17 protein-coding genes, 1 tRNA gene and 2 pseudogenes are annotated in these 18,313 nt (G+C 39.9%); 16 read left to right on the top strand and 4 right to left on the bottom strand.

Features of this window, described 5'->3' with window-relative positions:
* Window positions 1-101 precede the first annotated feature (101 nt).
* The 3 genes from J2T13_RS13075 (at window position 102) to J2T13_RS13085 (ending at window position 2,968) form a co-directional block, all read left to right on the top strand.
* On the top strand, window positions 102-1,031 hold the full coding sequence (locus J2T13_RS13075; protein WP_429371887.1) for an AraC family transcriptional regulator: 930 nt from the start codon (window positions 102-104) through the stop codon (window positions 1,029-1,031).
* Window positions 1,028-1,600: a GNAT family N-acetyltransferase gene (locus tag J2T13_RS13080; RefSeq protein ID WP_429371889.1), complete on the top strand. Its 573-nt coding sequence runs from the start codon at window positions 1,028-1,030 to the stop codon at window positions 1,598-1,600. Before J2T13_RS13075 ends, J2T13_RS13080 begins: the two co-directional genes overlap by 4 nt.
* Window positions 1,601-1,882: 282 nt before the next feature.
* Window positions 1,883-2,968 (top strand): bifunctional 3-deoxy-7-phosphoheptulonate synthase/chorismate mutase, encoded by a 1,086-nt coding sequence (locus tag J2T13_RS13085; RefSeq protein WP_429371891.1) that lies wholly within the window; start codon window positions 1,883-1,885, stop codon window positions 2,966-2,968.
* A gap of 156 nt (window positions 2,969-3,124) precedes the next feature.
* Here J2T13_RS13085 and J2T13_RS13090 read toward each other — a convergent pair.
* Window positions 3,125-3,201: transfer RNA gene (locus J2T13_RS13090), tRNA-Met, on the bottom strand.
* A gap of 216 nt (window positions 3,202-3,417) precedes the next feature.
* Between J2T13_RS13090 and J2T13_RS13095 the strand changes: the two genes are divergently transcribed.
* The 8 genes and pseudogenes from J2T13_RS13095 to J2T13_RS13130 all read left to right on the top strand — a co-directional run bounded on the left by J2T13_RS13095 (window position 3,418) and on the right by J2T13_RS13130 (window position 10,926).
* Entirely contained in the window at window positions 3,418-3,495 is a 78-nt protein-coding gene (locus J2T13_RS13095) for an ABC transporter permease (protein ID WP_429372026.1), read from the top strand.
* Window positions 3,496-3,887: 392 nt separating this feature from the next.
* Window positions 3,888-4,607: a hypothetical protein gene (locus tag J2T13_RS13100; protein ID WP_429371893.1), complete on the top strand. Its 720-nt coding sequence runs from the start codon at window positions 3,888-3,890 to the stop codon at window positions 4,605-4,607.
* Window positions 4,608-5,220: 613 nt separating this feature from the next.
* Entirely contained in the window at window positions 5,221-6,003 is a 783-nt protein-coding gene (locus J2T13_RS13105; protein ID WP_429371895.1) for a C40 family peptidase, read from the top strand.
* Window positions 6,004-6,726: 723 nt separating this feature from the next.
* The gene (locus J2T13_RS13110) at window positions 6,727-7,839 is read left to right on the top strand and encodes a slipin family protein (protein WP_429371897.1); all 1,113 of its coding nucleotides are present in this window, start codon (window positions 6,727-6,729) and stop codon (window positions 7,837-7,839) included.
* Window positions 7,840-8,352: 513 nt separating this feature from the next.
* Window positions 8,353-8,778 (top strand): annotated as a pseudogene (locus J2T13_RS13115) (RtcB family protein); the annotation flags it as partial.
* 186 nt (window positions 8,779-8,964) lie between these two features.
* The gene (locus tag J2T13_RS13120; protein ID WP_429371899.1) at window positions 8,965-9,408 is read left to right on the top strand and encodes a hypothetical protein; all 444 of its coding nucleotides are present in this window, start codon (window positions 8,965-8,967) and stop codon (window positions 9,406-9,408) included.
* A gap of 221 nt (window positions 9,409-9,629) precedes the next feature.
* Complete coding sequence (locus J2T13_RS13125; protein ID WP_429371901.1) at window positions 9,630-10,175, top strand: PadR family transcriptional regulator; 546 nt, start codon at window positions 9,630-9,632, stop codon at window positions 10,173-10,175.
* Complete coding sequence (locus tag J2T13_RS13130; RefSeq protein WP_429371903.1) at window positions 10,156-10,926, top strand: CPBP family intramembrane glutamic endopeptidase; 771 nt, start codon at window positions 10,156-10,158, stop codon at window positions 10,924-10,926. Before J2T13_RS13125 ends, J2T13_RS13130 begins: the two co-directional genes overlap by 20 nt.
* Window positions 10,927-11,093: 167 nt before the next feature.
* Here J2T13_RS13130 and J2T13_RS13135 read toward each other — a convergent pair whose 3' ends face one another.
* Complete coding sequence (locus J2T13_RS13135; RefSeq protein ID WP_429371905.1) at window positions 11,094-11,468, bottom strand: hypothetical protein; 375 nt, start codon at window positions 11,466-11,468, stop codon at window positions 11,094-11,096.
* A gap of 276 nt (window positions 11,469-11,744) precedes the next feature.
* On the opposite strand from J2T13_RS13135, the gene J2T13_RS13140 reads away from it, so the two are divergent.
* The 5 genes and pseudogenes from J2T13_RS13140 to J2T13_RS13160 form a co-directional block, all read left to right on the top strand.
* Entirely contained in the window at window positions 11,745-13,148 is a 1,404-nt protein-coding gene (locus tag J2T13_RS13140) for a transcriptional regulator (protein ID WP_429371907.1), read from the top strand.
* A gap of 69 nt (window positions 13,149-13,217) precedes the next feature.
* Window positions 13,218-14,396, top strand: a complete 1,179-nt coding sequence (locus J2T13_RS13145) for an FtsW/RodA/SpoVE family cell cycle protein (RefSeq protein WP_429371909.1) — start codon at window positions 13,218-13,220, stop codon at window positions 14,394-14,396.
* 58 nt (window positions 14,397-14,454) lie between these two features.
* Window positions 14,455-15,441: a Gfo/Idh/MocA family protein gene (locus tag J2T13_RS13150; protein WP_429371911.1), complete on the top strand. Its 987-nt coding sequence runs from the start codon at window positions 14,455-14,457 to the stop codon at window positions 15,439-15,441.
* A gap of 62 nt (window positions 15,442-15,503) precedes the next feature.
* Window positions 15,504-16,028, top strand: a complete 525-nt coding sequence (locus tag J2T13_RS13155) for a hypothetical protein (protein ID WP_429371913.1) — start codon at window positions 15,504-15,506, stop codon at window positions 16,026-16,028.
* A 21-nt stretch (window positions 16,029-16,049) separates the two neighbouring features.
* A pseudogene (locus J2T13_RS13160) lies at window positions 16,050-16,604 on the top strand (DUF1273 domain-containing protein); the annotation flags it as partial.
* A 197-nt stretch (window positions 16,605-16,801) separates the two neighbouring features.
* On the opposite strand, the gene thiE reads toward J2T13_RS13160, so the two are convergent.
* Both thiE and thiD read right to left on the bottom strand, forming a co-directional pair.
* A complete protein-coding gene (gene thiE / locus J2T13_RS13165) occupies window positions 16,802-17,461 on the bottom strand; it encodes a thiamine phosphate synthase (protein ID WP_429371915.1) in 660 nt (219 codons plus the stop codon).
* Window positions 17,454-18,272, bottom strand: coding sequence for a bifunctional hydroxymethylpyrimidine kinase/phosphomethylpyrimidine kinase (thiD, locus tag J2T13_RS13170; protein WP_429371917.1), 819 nt, complete (start codon window positions 18,270-18,272; stop codon window positions 17,454-17,456). Before thiD ends, thiE begins: the two co-directional genes overlap by 8 nt.
* Window positions 18,273-18,313: the final 41 nt, after the last annotated feature.

Here is an 18,313-nt window from a genome sequence, read left to right on the forward strand (position 1 = left end):
TTTTTACTTACTACAAATAACATGATGGAATGCCAATAAGCCTGCAGGATATTCGCAGGTTTTTTTTTCTGAACATAGGGAAGATGGGAGGGATATCCAGAATGAACAATAACTATTCATCTAGAATACATACAGTAATTCACTATATTGAGAAGAACATTACCCAACCAATGAGCTTGGATATGCTTGCAGATATCTCTCACTTTTCTAAATATCATTTCAGCAGAATATTCACGTCTATGATGGGTGTGACACCGATCGCTTTTGTACATCAAAAACGTCTGCAACAATCCATTGTGTACTTGCGAGAAACAGATCATACCATTCTAGAAATATCTAGTTTATGTGGCTTCGAATCCATATCTAGTTATAACGCAATTTTTAAGAAACATTATAACCGAACGCCCAGTGTTGTAAGGAAGGATCTAAAGCTGAACAAGTATAGCAATATCCCATTACAATCGAGCAATATGGTGGAAGAAATATCAAACCCTCTCCGTTACTATGAAGGTAATAATAGTAGTTTTCTAAGGAGGGTTTGGAATATGAATGTGGAAATAAAAGAATTACCTGATTATGAAGTAGCTTATGTAAGGCATATTGGTAGTTATTTAGAGACAAGGGGTGCATGGAGCATGCTAGGAAGCTGGGCAGAGTTAAATAGAGTTACCCCGCGCGAGCAATTTTTCATTGGCATCTCTATAGATGATCCAGGTGTAGTTGAGGAGTACGCTTGTCGATACGACGCATGTGTCACTTTACCCGAAGGGTTCAATCATCAGCAGGCAAAACATGCAGAGATATCTTATAAAAGATTATCGGGTGGACTTTATGCTCTATTTCCGTTCTACGATACGATCGATAAACTAGCCATAACCTACCAAAGCCTATTCGGCCAATGGTTGCCTAATAGTGAGTATGATGCAGATGATAGATATTGCCTTGAATTCTGTATGAACAATCCATTGGATGACCCAGAAGGAAAATGTAAGATCGATTTATATATACCTATTAAGAGAGGATCGCTATGAACATAATAAGGGTTTTTGAACAATTCCCCATCTTAGAATCAACAGATCTCGTACTTAAGAAGATTGAAACTAAACATCTTGAAGGTGTATATGAAATTTATAATAATGATCAAGTATTCCAATACTGTGGGATCATCCCTAAACATAATATAGAGACTGTACTTAGTATGATTGGACATTATGAACGAGATTACAACAAGAGAACAAGAATCAAGTGGGGAATATTCTCTACAAATGAAAGTGATAAATTACTTGGAATCATTGAGGCTTTTGACTTTAATCAAAAGGTAGATATGGTGACCCTGGGTTACTATTTGGCAGAGTCAAGTTGGGGTAAGGGAATGGCTTCACAGGCGGTAGGCCTACTGGTTAAATTCTTATTTGAGCAGGTCAATGTTAATAGAATCCAAGCCGAAGTTATGCTCTTAAACGAGGTATCCAAAAGGGTTCTCTTGAAGAATGGTTTTAGTAAGGAAGGAACACTCAGGCAAGCGGCGTTATGGTCAGGTAAAGGCATCATAGATCTAGAAGTGTATGGGATATTGAGAGAGGAATATGTGAAGGGATAGTTTTTCTTAGGAAGATGACGAGCCTATTGCCTTGGACATCTATTTGCAACTAACGCTTTAACGTAAATGCTTGCACTGTCCAAGTTGTCATGTTTATAATAATCTCAAATTCATTGATTTCCTGAACCGCACCCGGGTTGCAGTAGGGAAGTCCGGCACACACCGTTAATCGTGTTAAGTGAGCAAACCAAATCAATTTGGCTGTCTAACAAGGGTGGTACCGCGGATTTTCCGTCCCTTGCGAGGCAGCCTTTTATTATTGTATAGGGAGGTTGAAGAGGGATGAATAAAGATTTAGATCAATTAAGAGCTGAGCTTGATGAAGTGAATAGTAAATTACTGGAGTTGTTGAATGAACGCGCTCGTCTCAGTTATGAGATTGGTGTCATCAAAGAGAAGCAAGGTGTGCCTAAATTTGATCCGATTCGTGAAAGAGCAATGTTGGAGCAGATTACAGCTAGTAATCAGGGACCTTTTGAGAATAGTACAATTAAGCACTTGTTCAAAGAAATATTCAAAGCCTCACTGGGGATACAAGAAGAAGATCATAAGCGCCAGTTACTCGTTAGTCGTAAACAATATGCGAAGGATACTGTCATTCCACTAAAAGACCATACTTGGGTCGGTGAGGGCTCCCCTGTTATGGTAGCTGGGCCTTGCTCCGTTGAATCGATGGAACAATTACGTACTGTGGCTGCGGCTCTTAAAGCGGCAGGGGTTCAGGTTATGCGCGGTGGAGCATTTAAACCCCGTACCTCTCCCTATGATTTCCAAGGGCTTGGAATCGAAGGTTTGAAGATGCTTAAGCAAGTAGGTGACGAATTCGGTCTGGCCATCATCAGTGAAATTGTCCATCCTGCACATATGGAGATTGCTGCTGAAACGATTGATGTCATCCAGATTGGTGCTCGTAACATGCAGAACTATGAACTATTGAAGGCAGCTGGCGAAGCCAAAATTCCTGTGCTGCTCAAACGAGGTATTGCTGCGACACTTGAGGAATTCATTCATGCCGCTGAATATATTCTATACCATGGTAACGCTCAAGTGATGCTGATCGAACGTGGAATTCGTACGTACGAGAAATGGACACGTAACACGTTGGATATTTCGGCAGTGCCCTTATTGAAGCAAGAAACTCATTTGCCTGTACTCGTCGATGTGACTCATTCTACAGGCCGTAAAGATATTCTACTTCCTTGTGCGAAGGCGGCGCTTGCTGCTGGAGCTGATGGGATTATGGTCGAGGTGCATCCAGATCCCCAGACGGCACTGTCTGATGCTAACCAACAGCTGGATATTCCGCAATTTAATGATTTCTGGAGTGGACTACAGGCATCTGGATTGTTTGGTCTTCCGAAGAAATAAGTGGCGTGATATTTACAAGAGGAGTGTCCAAGACCTGAATAGGTACTCGCGGACACTCCTTTTTTAGAGACTACAAAAAAAATTTAGAGGCTATAAAAACAAAAAATACCCGGCGTATCCGCCGAGTATTATATATGATGGTTTGAATTTTTAAATTGGTTGCGGGGGCAGGATTTGAACCTGCGACCTTCGGGTTATGAGCCCGACGAGCTACCGGACTGCTCCACCCCGCGTCATTGAAAGCAATTTAATTCTCAACCAGAACGTAAGTATATACTACATCGTATAGATAATGCAAGTTTTTTGTTTGAAATAATGAAAATACATGGAAGTCTTGAAAAAAATCATTTATAAATCACGAATAGTGTTGTACATGCTCATCCATTATTAGTCCACAAATTATAACAGTCCTTGGCTTTACTAACCAGTGGTATGACCAACTACCTGGTATGATGGCAGGCATAGTCATAGCCGGAGCGAACCCTGTTGAAGCTGTGCGATATCAAATTTTTATTGTTTTCTTATAGTATGATATAAAATAAATTTTCAAAAAAAGTATATGTAGCAAATAGAGTCATTTATTTCAGTGTTGTAACCTGAAAAACCGAAACATATTGCTTTATGAAGACGTAAAGAACAAGCGTAGTGATACGATGCGTTACTATTTATATAGTAGCAACTTTTTTTATTAATTCGCGTTTACCTAATAATAGGATATATATGGAAATTAGTGGGGATATCAAAAAAAGTGAGGTGAAAAAAGAAAGGAAAGGCTAATTTAGAATGTTACGTTATTTCAAATAAACAGATACATTTTTAAATTTTTTGGATAAATAAATTCTGTATAATTTAGGGAAAAGTCTATATATGAAAGCGGGAGATTACAATTAATAAACATGCTTTGCTATTAGGATCATCAGTGTTATTACTTAGTTTGCTCGTTGGCTGTAACAATCAACAAGAGGACGGAGTTATCGTACCTGGTAGCACCGCTAATCAAGAAATCACCAATAATAACAATTCATCTACTCAAGGTGATATAGGTAGTATATTTCCCAAGTCTGATTTCGCAGAATCAATGATCATTGATTCTGTTAATGAAAACGAAGCGATTCGGGCAGAACAACAAACGGATAAAGGAACATTGTTTATGATTTCAAGTGGAAAGGAAGAACGAGGACACTTGAACGTATCAAGTACTTTGGGGCAAGAGGGAGATCAGACCTTCCAGAGTAATTATTCCATCGTCTACAAACAAGGAGATCAGGATAAGGTTTTATTGGAACTGAAAGCTTATTTATTTGTCCAACCATCTGATAAAATAATAACCTTTGAAAAGGTGGTGGGTTTTAAAGATGGTGACGTTTATCTCCTCACCCCACAATACCAAACGGGGCATGGGTTGGAAGGCTATGTTTTCGCGATTGATAAACAAAGTGGAAACGCATTCCCTTTGGAGATTGTTAGAAAGAACAACGTTGTTTTTAATACACTTCTCTATTCTGAAGCTGAAGCACCAAGGATCGAAAATGATGTTTTAGTTGTCCATCCTCCTGTTGGTGCTGGCACCCCTGAAGAAGAAGCCAAAGACGTACTTTACAAACTAGATTTGAACAAAAAGCAGTTAGTTGCTGAATAGAAAGAAACTCTTCCATTTTATAGTGGAAGAGTTTCTTTCTATGGTGAAATTACCCGAATATTTAGTAAAGGTTCGAAAATCCATAAACATTCGGATCAGTATTTTGAACATAGTGCAAGGTATTCAAGCAAGTATTATTAGAGTTTGTAATGGTAGAAGCCATTCCAACATACCCTGCTTCAGCACAAATACGTTTTGTGCTTGAACTGTTAACAGCAAATGAAGAACCGACGCAATAAAACCCTCTTAAGGATAGAGAATCGGATTTTTTCCATTTAATAGAGTGATTTCAACATAGTAATTATTGGTAACCATAAATGCGACATTATTTTAATGGGTCAAAAGAACTAGTCTATGTGAAGACATATTTCTAGTCTAATTTAATGACTGTGATCTCTCTTAAGTCAGTAGTTACAATATTTTAATCAAATAGTTACAAAAAAATTAATAATATATTTTTGGAATTATTACCCTGAAATCATTGAAATAAACGATTTTTCTTCCAAAATAGAGCTCCATAAATTAAGACCTAAGACCGATTATCCTAAGCCAAAGTGGGATTTACAATGGGACAAGCAAGTAGGTACACAGCATCTTAGGAGGTAATAACAACATGAAGATTAAGAATAAAGTGATAACAGCATCACTTACAGCTATACTATTATGCGGAAGTCTATCCGCAACAACACTAGTAAATCAAGTAGATGCGGCAACATCTACATCTACTTCTACGTCACAAGTTACTTGGGGAGTAAATTTACGTAAAGCGCCATCCACTTCAGCAACCATAATACGCAGACTTCCAAAAGGGGAGAAGTTATCCGTACTTCAGACATCCGGAAAGTCATGGTTAAAGGTTCGGGATTCTAGAGGGACACTCGGCTATATCTCTTCCTCATCTAAATATACTAAGACGATTTCAGGGAATACGACGAATAGTGGCACGGTAAGTAATAGTAGTGCAGTTGAGAAAATGATAGCAGCGGGTATGAAGTATCTAGGCACCCCATATGAGTACGGCTCAAGCCGTTCGAATACATCTACGTTTGATTGCTCAGACTTTATTCGTCAAGCCTTCATCGATTCTCTAGGGATCAAACTTCCTGCAGATTCAAGAGGCCAAGGTTCTTATGTGAAGAATAAAGGGAATACGGTTAGCGATTGGACGAAGTTAAAGCGTGGCGATCTTATGTATTTCATGTCTTATAAAGGAACAAGTACTTCCGCGTATTCTAGTGTGAACAAATCGTCAGCTACCATTACGCATACGGGTATTTATTTGGGGAATGGGCAAATTCTTCATACTTATTCTAAGGAATCTGGTGGGGTTACCATTAGTAAGATTGCGGGTACGCATTGGGAGAAACGTTTTCTCTATGGGGGCAGTGCAATATAAGAGTAGTTTGATATGCAAGCATGATGATCGATAATTTCATAATATGACTGAGAAGTCCCTTCGTTCTGTCTAGAACGAAGGGACTTTTAGTATAACGAGCTTCAACTATCCGATCAAAGGGATAACTAGAAATGATAAGCAGTACAAAATTTACCACTGTCGTAATACTTACGCCATGTTCGTTTTCCCTTGAATAAGCGATGATACATACAGATCTTATGAAGATCTCAAGTTGATGAAGTCATGGCTTACCTTGGTTGGGATTTCATTGATCCCGCAGTGCTCGCATATTCTATATGCCTGTATGCTGTAATGCTCATGCTGTCATTAACTCCTTGTAAGGGTTCGATTCCCTACTCGCCTTCGACGCGAGCTCTCAGGTAGAGCACAAAAAGATTAATTCTATTGTCCTTTAACAGGAATTCTCAGGAGAAGCATTCGTGCTGAGCACTCTAGGTTAGAGCTATGCAATCGGTGGATACCGATGAGAGACAAAGGGATGCTTGTACGGTGAACGAAGTGGAACGATCGCTGCTGAAGTTTTAGTGGGGTTCGATCTATGGGTTTCTAAGTACAACAGCTCACGACGACCTTGATTCTTAAGCCTGATTCCGTTCTGACTTATTGGAGAATTCCTGATTAGAGGATCACAAACTTACCGTATTACTCGTGAAATTCAGTACTTTTACATATTTATTGTTATTATTTATTGGGGGTATAGCCATGTTTACTAAAGTGATTATTAAGAACGATGAACGAGGTTTGCTTTTTAAAAAGGGGAGCTATGTGAATCATCTTCAGCCAGGAACCTACCGGAACTGGTCATTCTCTGATGAGACGATTATCGTTCAGAATGTGACAAAGCCGTTTGTAGTGCCGAATAAAGAGTTATATCTATTTGTGCAAGATACGCAACTGCTTACTGAATTAACCATTGTGGATGTAGAGGATTATGAGTATGTACTACATTATGAAGATGGCAAATTTATCTCGATGTTGACTGCTGGCATGTACGCTTTCTGGAACGTACTGAAGAAGCATACTTTTGTGAGGGTAGATGTAAGGAAGCCAGAAATAGGAGCAGAAGTGGATCTAGCGGTGATTGCGAGGTTGCAGGGTTACTATCAGATATTCGAAGTGGCAAGCTATGAGTCAGCATTACTGTTCTATAATCATGTATTGCAGCGAGAGTTAAGTCCAGGGAAGTATTACTTCTGGAAAGGACCAGTATCTATACTTGTAAAAACAACGGATCTACGTCAGCAGCAATTGGACATGACAGGTCAGGAGATAATGACAGAAGATAAGGTAACACTGCGTCTCAATTTTGTATGTCAGTACAAGGTTGTAAATCCGCTTAAGGCTTTGGAAATTAAGTCGTTTGAGGAGCAGGTCTACATTGTTCTTCAGCTTATTCTGCGAGAATATGTAGGAACATTGAAGCTGGATGATCTGTTAAAAATGAAGCAAGAAATCGCGAATTTTGTCCTCACTCGCTTGAACGAGCAAAGTGAACATTACGGAGTTAAGTTTCTATCGGCTGGGCTGAAGGACATCATATTACCCGGGGATATTAAGGATATTCTAAATACAGTATTACTGGCAGAGAAGAAAGCGCAAGCTAACATTATCACGCGTCGCGAGGAGACAGCATCTACCCGAAGCCTGCTAAATACAGCAAAGCTTATGGATGAGAACGTGACGCTCTACCGCCTTAAAGAACTAGAGTTCTTAGAGAAAATCTGTGAGAAGATCGGCACGATCTCACTTACTGGTGGTGGGAACTTACTAGAACAGCTTAATTCTTTGTTGAGTGTAAAAGGTTTGGAGAAATAATGGTGAATAGTTGACAAATATTGGAATTCCTTTTAAGATGATTGAAATAACAGAAGGGAGGCCGATGAATATGTTCCAATACAAGCTAACGATCCACACAAACAATTACAAATTGAAGTCCATATCATCGGTCTCTGACGGGATTGCATGACCAATAATTAAGTTTATGTACCCCTTTTTGAATTTACTTAGATTATTGAAGGTGTAATAAAGAAGCCATGGACGCAGTATGCTGTCCGTGGCTTTTTTGTGTTCACTTATAGGGATCAGGATAAAGACTTGGTCGATAGGGGCAGTGATTAAGATGTAAGATTCGCAGGTTTATACAGGATTTAATAAATGGAGAGGAATTAAGACCAATATGAAAGAAACTTATTATCAGCAGGTCCAATTGCCTTCAGGGCAAGTGCATGTCTAAGTTTAACTTTGACGAGGAATCGTTGAATTTATTTCCAGAACGGGTCTGGCATCGCTCGCATCGGCAACTGGGAACCCTGGGTGGAGGGAGATGGGAAGTCTTATTTTGTTCATCGTAAAGGAGCAACCCGGGCCCTCCCTCCGAAGCATCCGGATAATCCAGATCCTTACCGCGAAAGTGGTCATCCTGCACTTATTCCTGGTTCTATGGGAACGGCATCGTATATTATGGTCGGTAGTGAAAGTGGTAAGGCCAATTTTCATTCCATTTGTCATGGTGCGGGGCGTATTCGGTCACGTAGTGCTACCAAGAGATTAATTACAGTGGATGAATTCTCATCCTCGATGCGGGTTGGGATGGAGGACGAGATTGTTGTGAACCAGCGCTCATTAGAATCTATGATTGATGAATCTCCACAGGCGTATAAGGATGTGGACCAGATTATTGAGAGTGTTGTAGGAGCAGGTTTAGCTCAAGTTGTGGCAAAATGTAAGCCTTTGGCTACAGTTAAAGGTACTTAGAGAGCTACTTAGAACCTATTTAGTATTTGTAGATATGTTCTAATGTTGTCATATTCACTCATAATAAACCGAAAAATGATAAATAAGTTAAATTTGTTGAAAAAAATAGCATATTATGTCATGTTAGATAAGCTTGGGTAATAAAGGAATTAAAAATGACTGTGTCTAATAGGGAGGATATGGAAAGTGGAAACGAATAACAAGATTGTATTACCTGTATTAGGAGCATTGTTAGCTGCGATCATCGGAGGCGCGCTATGGGCGCTTATCGCAGTCCTAACGGAGTACGAAATCGGCCTTGTAGCATGGGCAATTGGAGGATTAGCGGGTTATGCAGTTAGTATATTGGCTAACAGGCATACAAGTTCAATCCATCAGATTATAGCGGTTATCGCTAGCTTGATTGGGATCTTATTGGGTAAGTACTTCATGTTCAGTTACTTTATGAATGACAGTTTTGAAGGTATGTTTAGTAGTTATACCGTTCAGTTTTTCCAAGAGAACTTTACGGAGTTATTCGCTGCCATGGATATTCTCTTTGTAGTGCTTGCTGTTGTAACGGCATGGCAATTGCCAAGCAAAATGTCTATTCGTAAGGCTTCATCTGAGCAACCTATTGCACCACAGTAGAATGAAATAATGTAGCCCCTATCTTTGTGGATAACACCAACAAAGATAGGGGCTTTTTATATATATATTTGCTTATATTTCTACGAGAAACGGTTACTTTCCCTTGGGGTATGTAGCATTCGTATCTACTTGATAAAAAAACACTTGACTGAATTCTGAAATAGATTATGATAAATATATCGAAACGATATATCGAGTAGCTATAAATGAGGGGGGATTGAATGTTAGAATACATCATTCTGGGGTTGTTGATGGAAGGAAAGATGAGCGGGTATGATCTGAAGAAGACGATCGATAGTTCTGTAGGTTTCTTTTATAAAGCAAGCTTTGGTAGTATCTATCCAGCATTAAAGAGGCTAACGGACAAAGCCCTTGTATCCGTAGAAGAAATCGAGGATAGCAAGAATAAGAAGTTGTACTCACTGGTACCGGAGGGTAAAGAGTCCTTCCTGATCTGGTTATCCAGACCGTTAGAACTATCTCGTAATGATCATTTGAGTAAAATATTCTTCTATGACTATTTAGATGAAGATACGCGTCAGCAACGCCTAGCGGAGTATCAAGTTAAATTAAATCATGAAATGCACCATCTTCAAGCCGTTCAGCAGATCGTTGCTGGAGAACTTACAGAAGTTGAACATCCTGAGAATTACTACTATCGTGTGTCTGTCTTAGCGTATGGATTGAACCATTCCAATATGGAAAAGCAATGGATTAAGGATATCAAAGAGAGGAAGGAATTAAACCATGACAACTTCAACAAATAATAAATCATTTTCAAAGAGGCGCCCTATTCTAACCGTTGTAATTATTGAGGTTTTACTGTTGCTGGCAGTCTTTGCTGCTGGAGCTTACGCTACGATTAAGGAGCTAGAGTACACGGCACCGGTGCTGATATCATTCATCCCCATTGCGCTTGTGCTAATTGTATATTTAACTTGGAAGCGTAAATGGAATCAGATGGGATTTCAATCTTTGCGTAACATTCCTAAGAAAAACTGGCTGTATTATTTGCCGCTTGTCGTGATTCTAGTCGTCATTAGTCTTGAGGGTTTTAGGGGAGTTACGGCTTCTGAAGTATTATTCTTTATCTTCTTCACATTGTTAGTTGGTTTTGTTGAGGAGACAGTCTACCGAGGTTTAATCTTAAGAACATTGTTAGCTAAAAGTGTTACAACGGCAGTGGTCACATCAAGTATTCTTTTCTCCATTACTCATGTTCTAAATGTATTGTCAGGTCAGAGCACTTCTCAAACGATTCTGCAAATTATTTATGCACTGGTTATGGGTGCTGTATTAGCCTTACTAATAGTAAAAAACCATAATATTATCCCACTCATTCTGTTTCACTTTATACATAATCTAATCCAGTTCCTAGGCAATGAAAGCACATTTCTAGCCTATGATGTTCTCATCATTGTTGTGTTAGTGATCCAGTGTGTATGGTTAATTGTAAGCTTGAAGGGCAAGGTTGTACGGCCTCAGCCAGAGATCAATAAGGGATCATCGCTTGTGTAGGTGTACGGTGTTGTATTAAAACTGGGGGTGTCAACCTGACGCCCTCTTTTTGCTATAATGGGAAAATATATAAAAAACACCTCTCCAAGTGGTTTCAGAGAGGTATTAGGGTTAAATCCAGATCCGCGTGTAAATTACCTGAGCTTGTTGGTCTAAGGTAGTTCTAATTATTGTCTAATGACTAGTATGTCATTAGGAGGATTCCCCGTGTTCTGTATTTCTCTAATTTGTTGATTCGTTAGATTGCGGCCTACTAGAATAAATGAAGAAGTTACATTGTCAAAGCCTTGGTTTCTTAGATTCGCTACATTGGTGTTACCCCGAAATACGCGGAAATCTCCTCGGAAATTAATACGGGAGAACAAAACAAGTGTGACCTCAGAGCGGTTCACAACATTTCTGACTCTGAAGCTAGAGAGGAGATCGTCGAAACGAAATGCACCTAAATCCCGAACGGCGACACCGCCACGTCTAAAGACAATACGTCTTCCGTTAAAGTTAGTGCCTGCGAAAAGGGCGAGTCTAAGATCTCTGTTTGCCATTATTATTATCACTCCTTCTTGTGAGATGATAACAATATATGAGAGTCTTTCAATCATTGCGTAGACTTGTGGGAAGGTAAAACGTCTGATTTTGGTGGAGAGGCGTATGTCATAGTGATGAGGCAGGCTGTGTAACCCCCATTCCCATTCAGGGTGAGGAAGAATCATTTAATATATTTCTACAATCATTTAGTTATTTGACCGATAAAATAATTACACATATAATCCCAATAACTAGATGAATATAAATATGAATATTTCAGTAAGGGGTGTAAATTGAAAGACACCACAATACGTTCAATATTAGAGGAATACATAAGAAAAGAAAATATGAATATGCTGTCGTTCTCACTAGCAGCTGGAATGAACAGAGGCACGTTGAGTGCGATTCTCAATGGCAACCCCCCTAAACCTATTGCTATAAGCCAGCTTGATCTGATTACGATAGGTATGCAACTTCCAGTGGGAGCCTTATATGATTTATACGTAGATGAGTGTTTTATTACTAAAGCACCACATTGGCGGCGTCTACGTCCATTTCTACTTCGATGTGCGGAGTATGAGAAGTATGAATGTATGACCAATGTCGTTCAGCGGCTTGCCGAGGATCTATCCTATATGCCAGGTATATTCAGTACAGCTGAGATGATTCATAAACAAGGGAGAACGAAGGCTGCGGCATTGCTCTATAAGTGTGTAGCTGAAGGAGAGAAGTATCAGCATTCGGAGAGATTGGCCATTTGCCAGTATCGGTTATTTAATGAAAAAGTAGGTCAGGATATGGTAGCTAATTTTAAGGCGGCTACTCAGTTTGACCCTTTTATTGATCGCTTACCTGAGTATGAGCAGCTAGATGCGCTCCGGGATTTGGGTAATATATATACGGGGCTTCACGAATGGGAACGTTTAGATGAGATTGCCGATCAACTAGAAAGATTAGTGAAGACTCTATACAAATATGAATGTGAGTCTAATAGATACGACGAAATAAATAGAAAGACTAAATATCCTTTAGTTGCTTATTACGGAAATGCCTATTTGATGAAAGCAGAAGTATGTGACAATTTCAGAGATTATGAACGGGCTAAGGCATATAATAATCGTTATGCTGACTTGAGTTGGTTTCGAGGATTAGGTCATGAGGGAAAGGCATGTGTTATCCAGTTTAGTGAATGGTCAAGGGCAAACGCTTATGTATTTGATCTGAAGTCAGGAAAAGTGGATATTCTTCCTGAATATGTTTCTTATATTGAAGATAAAGAATATGAGATTCTGCCAGGTCTAGAAATCATTATGAAGGCTGCTAACCAATATGATTTGGACATTGATCCTATTCTTAGTCAGTTTAAGGATCGCATCTCCACGTATTTTCATCGAGATTTTACGATAGGGAATTATAACCGTCAGCTAAGCATGCATCGGTATGTGAACTTTTTTTATGAAGTATCCTATTACAATTTCAAGAAAACAAGTTATGATATAGCATATAAGTATATTATAGCGAGTTTGGAAATTTCACTTGAAATGAACAATAAGTCAGTACTCCTTAAATGTATAGCTTTGTTCGAGAAGTTTAGACATACGGCATCAGAAGAATCTATCCATGAATATAAAAATATAATGGCAAGGGTACACGATATTGCGCAGAATGATATTCTTTTTGTGGGTCCGCATAGCTAGCAGATGACTCCATGTTTCTTCGGGGTCTGTTTTTAAATTTCAAGGATTGTAATCTGGAGGACGCTATTAATGCTAAGCAAGTTGAGAAATGTCGATTGGATTATTGTAGTCATATTGCTGATATTTATGGGCATTAGTGTAGCACTCATTCATAGTGGCGTCGCCGCCTGGCCCAAATTCCAAGGTTATGGAAAGCGAATGGTGTTTTATTATCTTTTAGGCTTTATATGTTTCTTTGGGATGTTTCTTGTAGATTATCGACTTCTCCTCAAATACCATTGGTTTATTCTCGCTGTAGGTGTGTTCTTACTAGTTATTGTTATATTTATAGGAGGTACATTAAATGGAGCTAAGGGATGGATTAAGATCCCCAGGGTGGATCTTAATATTCAACCGGCTGAACTCTTTAAGTTGGTCTTGATCATTTCTCTCAGTGCCGTAATTGGACAGAAAAGTAAAATAGCACTTACCTTTTGGCGGGATATCGTGCCGCTTTCTCTTTTTGCTCTTATACCTTTTGGGATTGTTATGGCTCAGAATGACATAGGGAATGCGCTTAGTTATATCGTTATTTTGTTCGGGATTCTGTGGATAGGTAATTTGAAATACACACACACTATCCTATTGTTACTTGTGATAGCGGCCTCACTATATATAGGCATCAAAAGTTATATTACATTTCATGAGCAGATCACAACCTATTTGGAGAGTACAAATAAACAACACTGGTTGGATAGAATAGACCCTTGGTTACTTCCTGACCTAGCCAGTAGTGATGCTTCCTACCATACCCAAAATGCCCTTATAGCGATTGCTTCTGGGGGAATGCTAGGAGATGGGTATATGCAAGGAGCTTATGTCCAATCTGGATTTGTACCTTACACATATTCCGATTCTATTATTGTAGTTGTGGCCGAAGAATTCGGGTTCATCGGAGTATCGGTACTTGTACTGCTCTATTTTATTCTAATTTATCGATTAATTATTACGGCATTAGAGTGTAAAAGGCGAGAAGGTCCTATCCTCATTGTTGGAATTATCTCGATGTTCTTATATCAAATCTTTGAGAATATCGGCATGTTCATAGGGTTAATGCCCTTAACAGGAATTACCTTGCCTTTCATCAGTTTTGGAGGAAGTTCATTATTGATTAATATGGTTAGTATAGGTCTAGTCATCAGTATTCAGTTGTATGGGAGGCAGGAAGAAGAGTTGCCGTTCGTAGGTTATAAGAAAGTGGACATGTAGAATGGAGAGTGAGAGAATACCTATAGAGAATTTAATGAAGAAAGGAATTGAGTGAACGATGATACGATTTGGTGTGATTGGAACGAACTGGATTACGGAGCGCTTCATTCAAGCGGCGGTAGAGACAGAACAATTTGTCCTGACTGCGGTCTATTCACGTACAGAAGAGAAGGGCAGAGTATTTGCCGCTAATTATAACGATCCTAGAGTTTATACGGATTTGGAACAAATGGTATCGAGTGATGAATTCGATGCAGTATACATTGCAACGCCTAACTCTTTTCATGCTGAGCAAGCGATACTATGTATGAATCATGGAAAGCATGTTCTCTGTGAGAAACCTATGGCTTCGAATTCGACTGAATTACAAGCGATGATCGATGCTGCACAAAGTAATAATGTTGTTCTAATGGAAGCATTGAAATCTACACTTATGCCTAACTTTAGAATTATGAAGGACAATTTGTATAAACTAGGTCGGGTGCGGCGCTATTTTGCAAGCTATTGTCAGTATTCCTCACGATATGATGCTTTTTTACAGGGAAAAGTTCTTAATGCTTTTAATCCTATCTATTCCAATGGCTCATTAATGGATTTGGGAATTTATTGTCTATATCCAATGGTGTCACTATTCGGTAAGCCAGATTCGGTGCATGCTGTGGGTGTCATGTTATCTTCTGGCGTGGATGGCGAAGGCAGTATGGTCATGCGTTATCAAGATATGGATGCGATTGTCATGCATTCCAAGATTACTGATTCTTATTTGCCGACAGAAATTCAAGGTGAGAATGGGACAATGGTTATTGATAAGATCAATCAGCCTTATGATGTCAAAATCCATTACAGAGATGGTACGATTGAAGATCTGACTCGTCCACAGGTACATGAATCTATGTTCTATGAAGTTCAGGAATTCATTGGCTTGTTACAAAGTAATCAGCGGGAAAGCTCAATCAATTCGCTAGCCAATTCACTTATCGTGGCAGAGGTGATGGAGGACGCAAGAAAACAGATAGGTCTTCGTTATGAGACAGATTTGTTCTAGTACGGAGTATCCGTTAAACATCTAAGGTGGAAAGATTACAGTGAGTAGGTAAGGAGAAGAGCATGTTTGATCCTACTGTTTTTGAGAATTTAAAAGTGGCCTTCGAGAACCATGTGTACGATTTGGATAACATAGATAAGCAGATTATGATTACGAATCGAATTGATCGTATGGAGCTGTCTATAATGTCTAGGTTGTTTGCGCTCCAGTTCTCACGGGTGGATGATGAGGATGTTGTTGCTGAGATTCGGCTGGAATCCTCCGTTAAAGATCTGGCGAATGAAATATTGGAGTTACCCGATGTAGTTCCAGGATGTGTGTTACAGATCTTCTTTTATATGCCGATTGCCAACGTTTCAACACAGTGCAGACAGATTGAAGATATCCTCCAGAATATTTGGAAGCCTGAGTTGAAGCCTCTACAATCATTAAGTTATGTGTACGGAGAAGAGAATGCGATACACACCAATACGATAGAGCTGAGATTTAATCGCAAAATTAATGAGGATCAGATGGATGATATTCCAGAACTGATCGGTCATGTGCTTCAAACACTTGATGAATTACAACACATGAGTATCGCATAAACGAAAGGGTGTTAGGAAACGAAGAATCTTCTCGTTACAGGGTATCGTGCACATGAACTCAATATTTACAATCAAAAACACGCAGGCATTGAATATATCAAAAAAGCGATCACAGGCAAACTGATTCCCCTCATCGAGGATGGATTGGAATGGGTGATTACACCTGGCCAGTATGGTGTGGATCTATGGGCCTGTGAAGCCGTTATTGCTCTGAAGGAACAATACCCTAGCTTGAAATTGTCTATTATGTCGGCCTATCTAAATCCAGAGGAGAAATGGAAAGAAGATAAGAAAGACTATTACAACGAAATTCTACTGGGTGTAGATTACTATGGTATTGTCAGTAAGCAGACGTATCAAGGAACATGGCAATTCATTGCACGCGATGACTTGTTATTCCGGAAAACAGATGGCATCTTACTGATCTACGATGAGGATGCGGGTGAGGGCAGCCCTAAATTCATGAAAGATAAGGCCTTAAAGAAGCATAATCAAGATGGATATGTGTATTTGAACATTACATCTGAAGATATTCAGAGCATAGCGGATGAAGAGAATGATCGTTCATTTGATTGATTAAGGTAGGCTCAAGTACTGATTCTTAAGACAGCAAGCCATCGGTAGAATGACAATTCCACTGATGACTTGCTGTCTTATTTGAAATATAAGAATTTATATGTTGTACATAATAAATGATCCTTATATTTTTACGAGAAACGGATGCCGTCCCTTGAAAGGACGGCGCAGCCGTTTCTTCTTATGTGTTTATGAATTCAGAGTTGAGTAGTATTGCGAACAAAATGCGCAGTGGCTTCTTTAATAGATTTCGCACCTGCTATAGCTGAAATAACAGATACGCCGTCTGCACCAGCAGCAATGATGGAAGCCGCGTTGTCTATCGAGATGCCACCAATCCCTACAAGCGGGATTGAAATTCCCTGTTGGCGTAATTCGCGGATTAAGGTTGTGCCCAGCACTTCTCCAGCATCATCTTTGGAACGTGTTGGAAAGATCGGGCCGACCCCCAGATAATGTGCCCCATCTTGAATCGCTTGTTGCGCTTCCTCCAAGGTATGGGCTGAGACACCGATTATTTTGTGATAACCAATTCGCTCACGGATGGAGCTTGCGGGTTCATCGTCTTGACCCACATGAACACCATCTGCGTCAAGGGCGATCGCGAGGTCGATATCGTCATTGACGATGAAAGGGATGTGATGTTCTTGGCACAGTTGTTGAAGTTCTCTAGCGAGTGTAAGCTTGGCTTCGCCGATCAAGGCACCTGCGCCTTTTTCGCGAAACTGGAATAATGTCATACCGCCAGCAATTGCCTCCGATAATACCTCGATCGGATCTTCCGTACAATTGACACTACCCATAATGAAATAGACTTTCAGCAATGGACGAACAGTTTCGCTATTCATGTTAGACATGATCTTCGCCTCTCCTTCTCCGTTGATAAGCAAAATGGTTCGTTGGACCATGACCAGCACCGATTCCTAATGGGTCCTCAATCGCCGCTTGGATGAATTGTTTCGCTGTTTGAATAGCTTCAAGTACGGATTTTCCTGTAGCCAACTCAGCTGTAATCGCTGCTGAATAAGTACAACCTGTACCATGAGTATGTCTTGTCTCAATCCGTTGATTCTCCATATAGATGTAACGATGCCCATCATACACAAGGTCTACGACTTGATCGGTAGAAGCATCATGTCCGCCTTTCATGACGACATAACGAGAACCCATCTGATGGATTCGTTTCGCAGCCTCTTCTCGGTCACTTAAGCTTATAATGGACATCTCGGTAAGGATTTCTGCTTCTGGAATGTTGGGCGTGGTGACCAGAGCAAGTGGGAGTAGGACTTGGATGACGGATTTAATCGCTTCTCGTTGCAGAAGTGTAGATCCGCCCTTGGCCACCATCACGGGATCGACGACTAAGTTGCGCCAATGATATTGCTCGATCTTAGCTGCGACAATCCGGATAATCTCTCCACTGAATAACATCCCTGTCTTTAATGCATCAGGTTCTAAATCTTCCCCAATGGAGTCCAGTTGCATAACCATCGCTTCGGTAGTCGTGGGGAAGACTCCTTGGACTCCTAAGGTGTTCTGTGCTGTTATTGCGGTAATGGCTGTCAACCCATATACACCTAATTCCTGAAAAGTTTTGAGATCGGCTTGAATCCCTGCTCCACCGCCACTATCTGACCCTGCAATCGTTAACGCTTTATATATACTCATCTCTAGGTCTCCTCCAATCTTCTGAGTCTTAGTGGTGAATC

The organism is Paenibacillus sp. DS2015, assembly GCF_050433705.1.
Lineage (GTDB): Bacteria > Bacillota > Bacilli > Paenibacillales > Paenibacillaceae > Paenibacillus_AQ.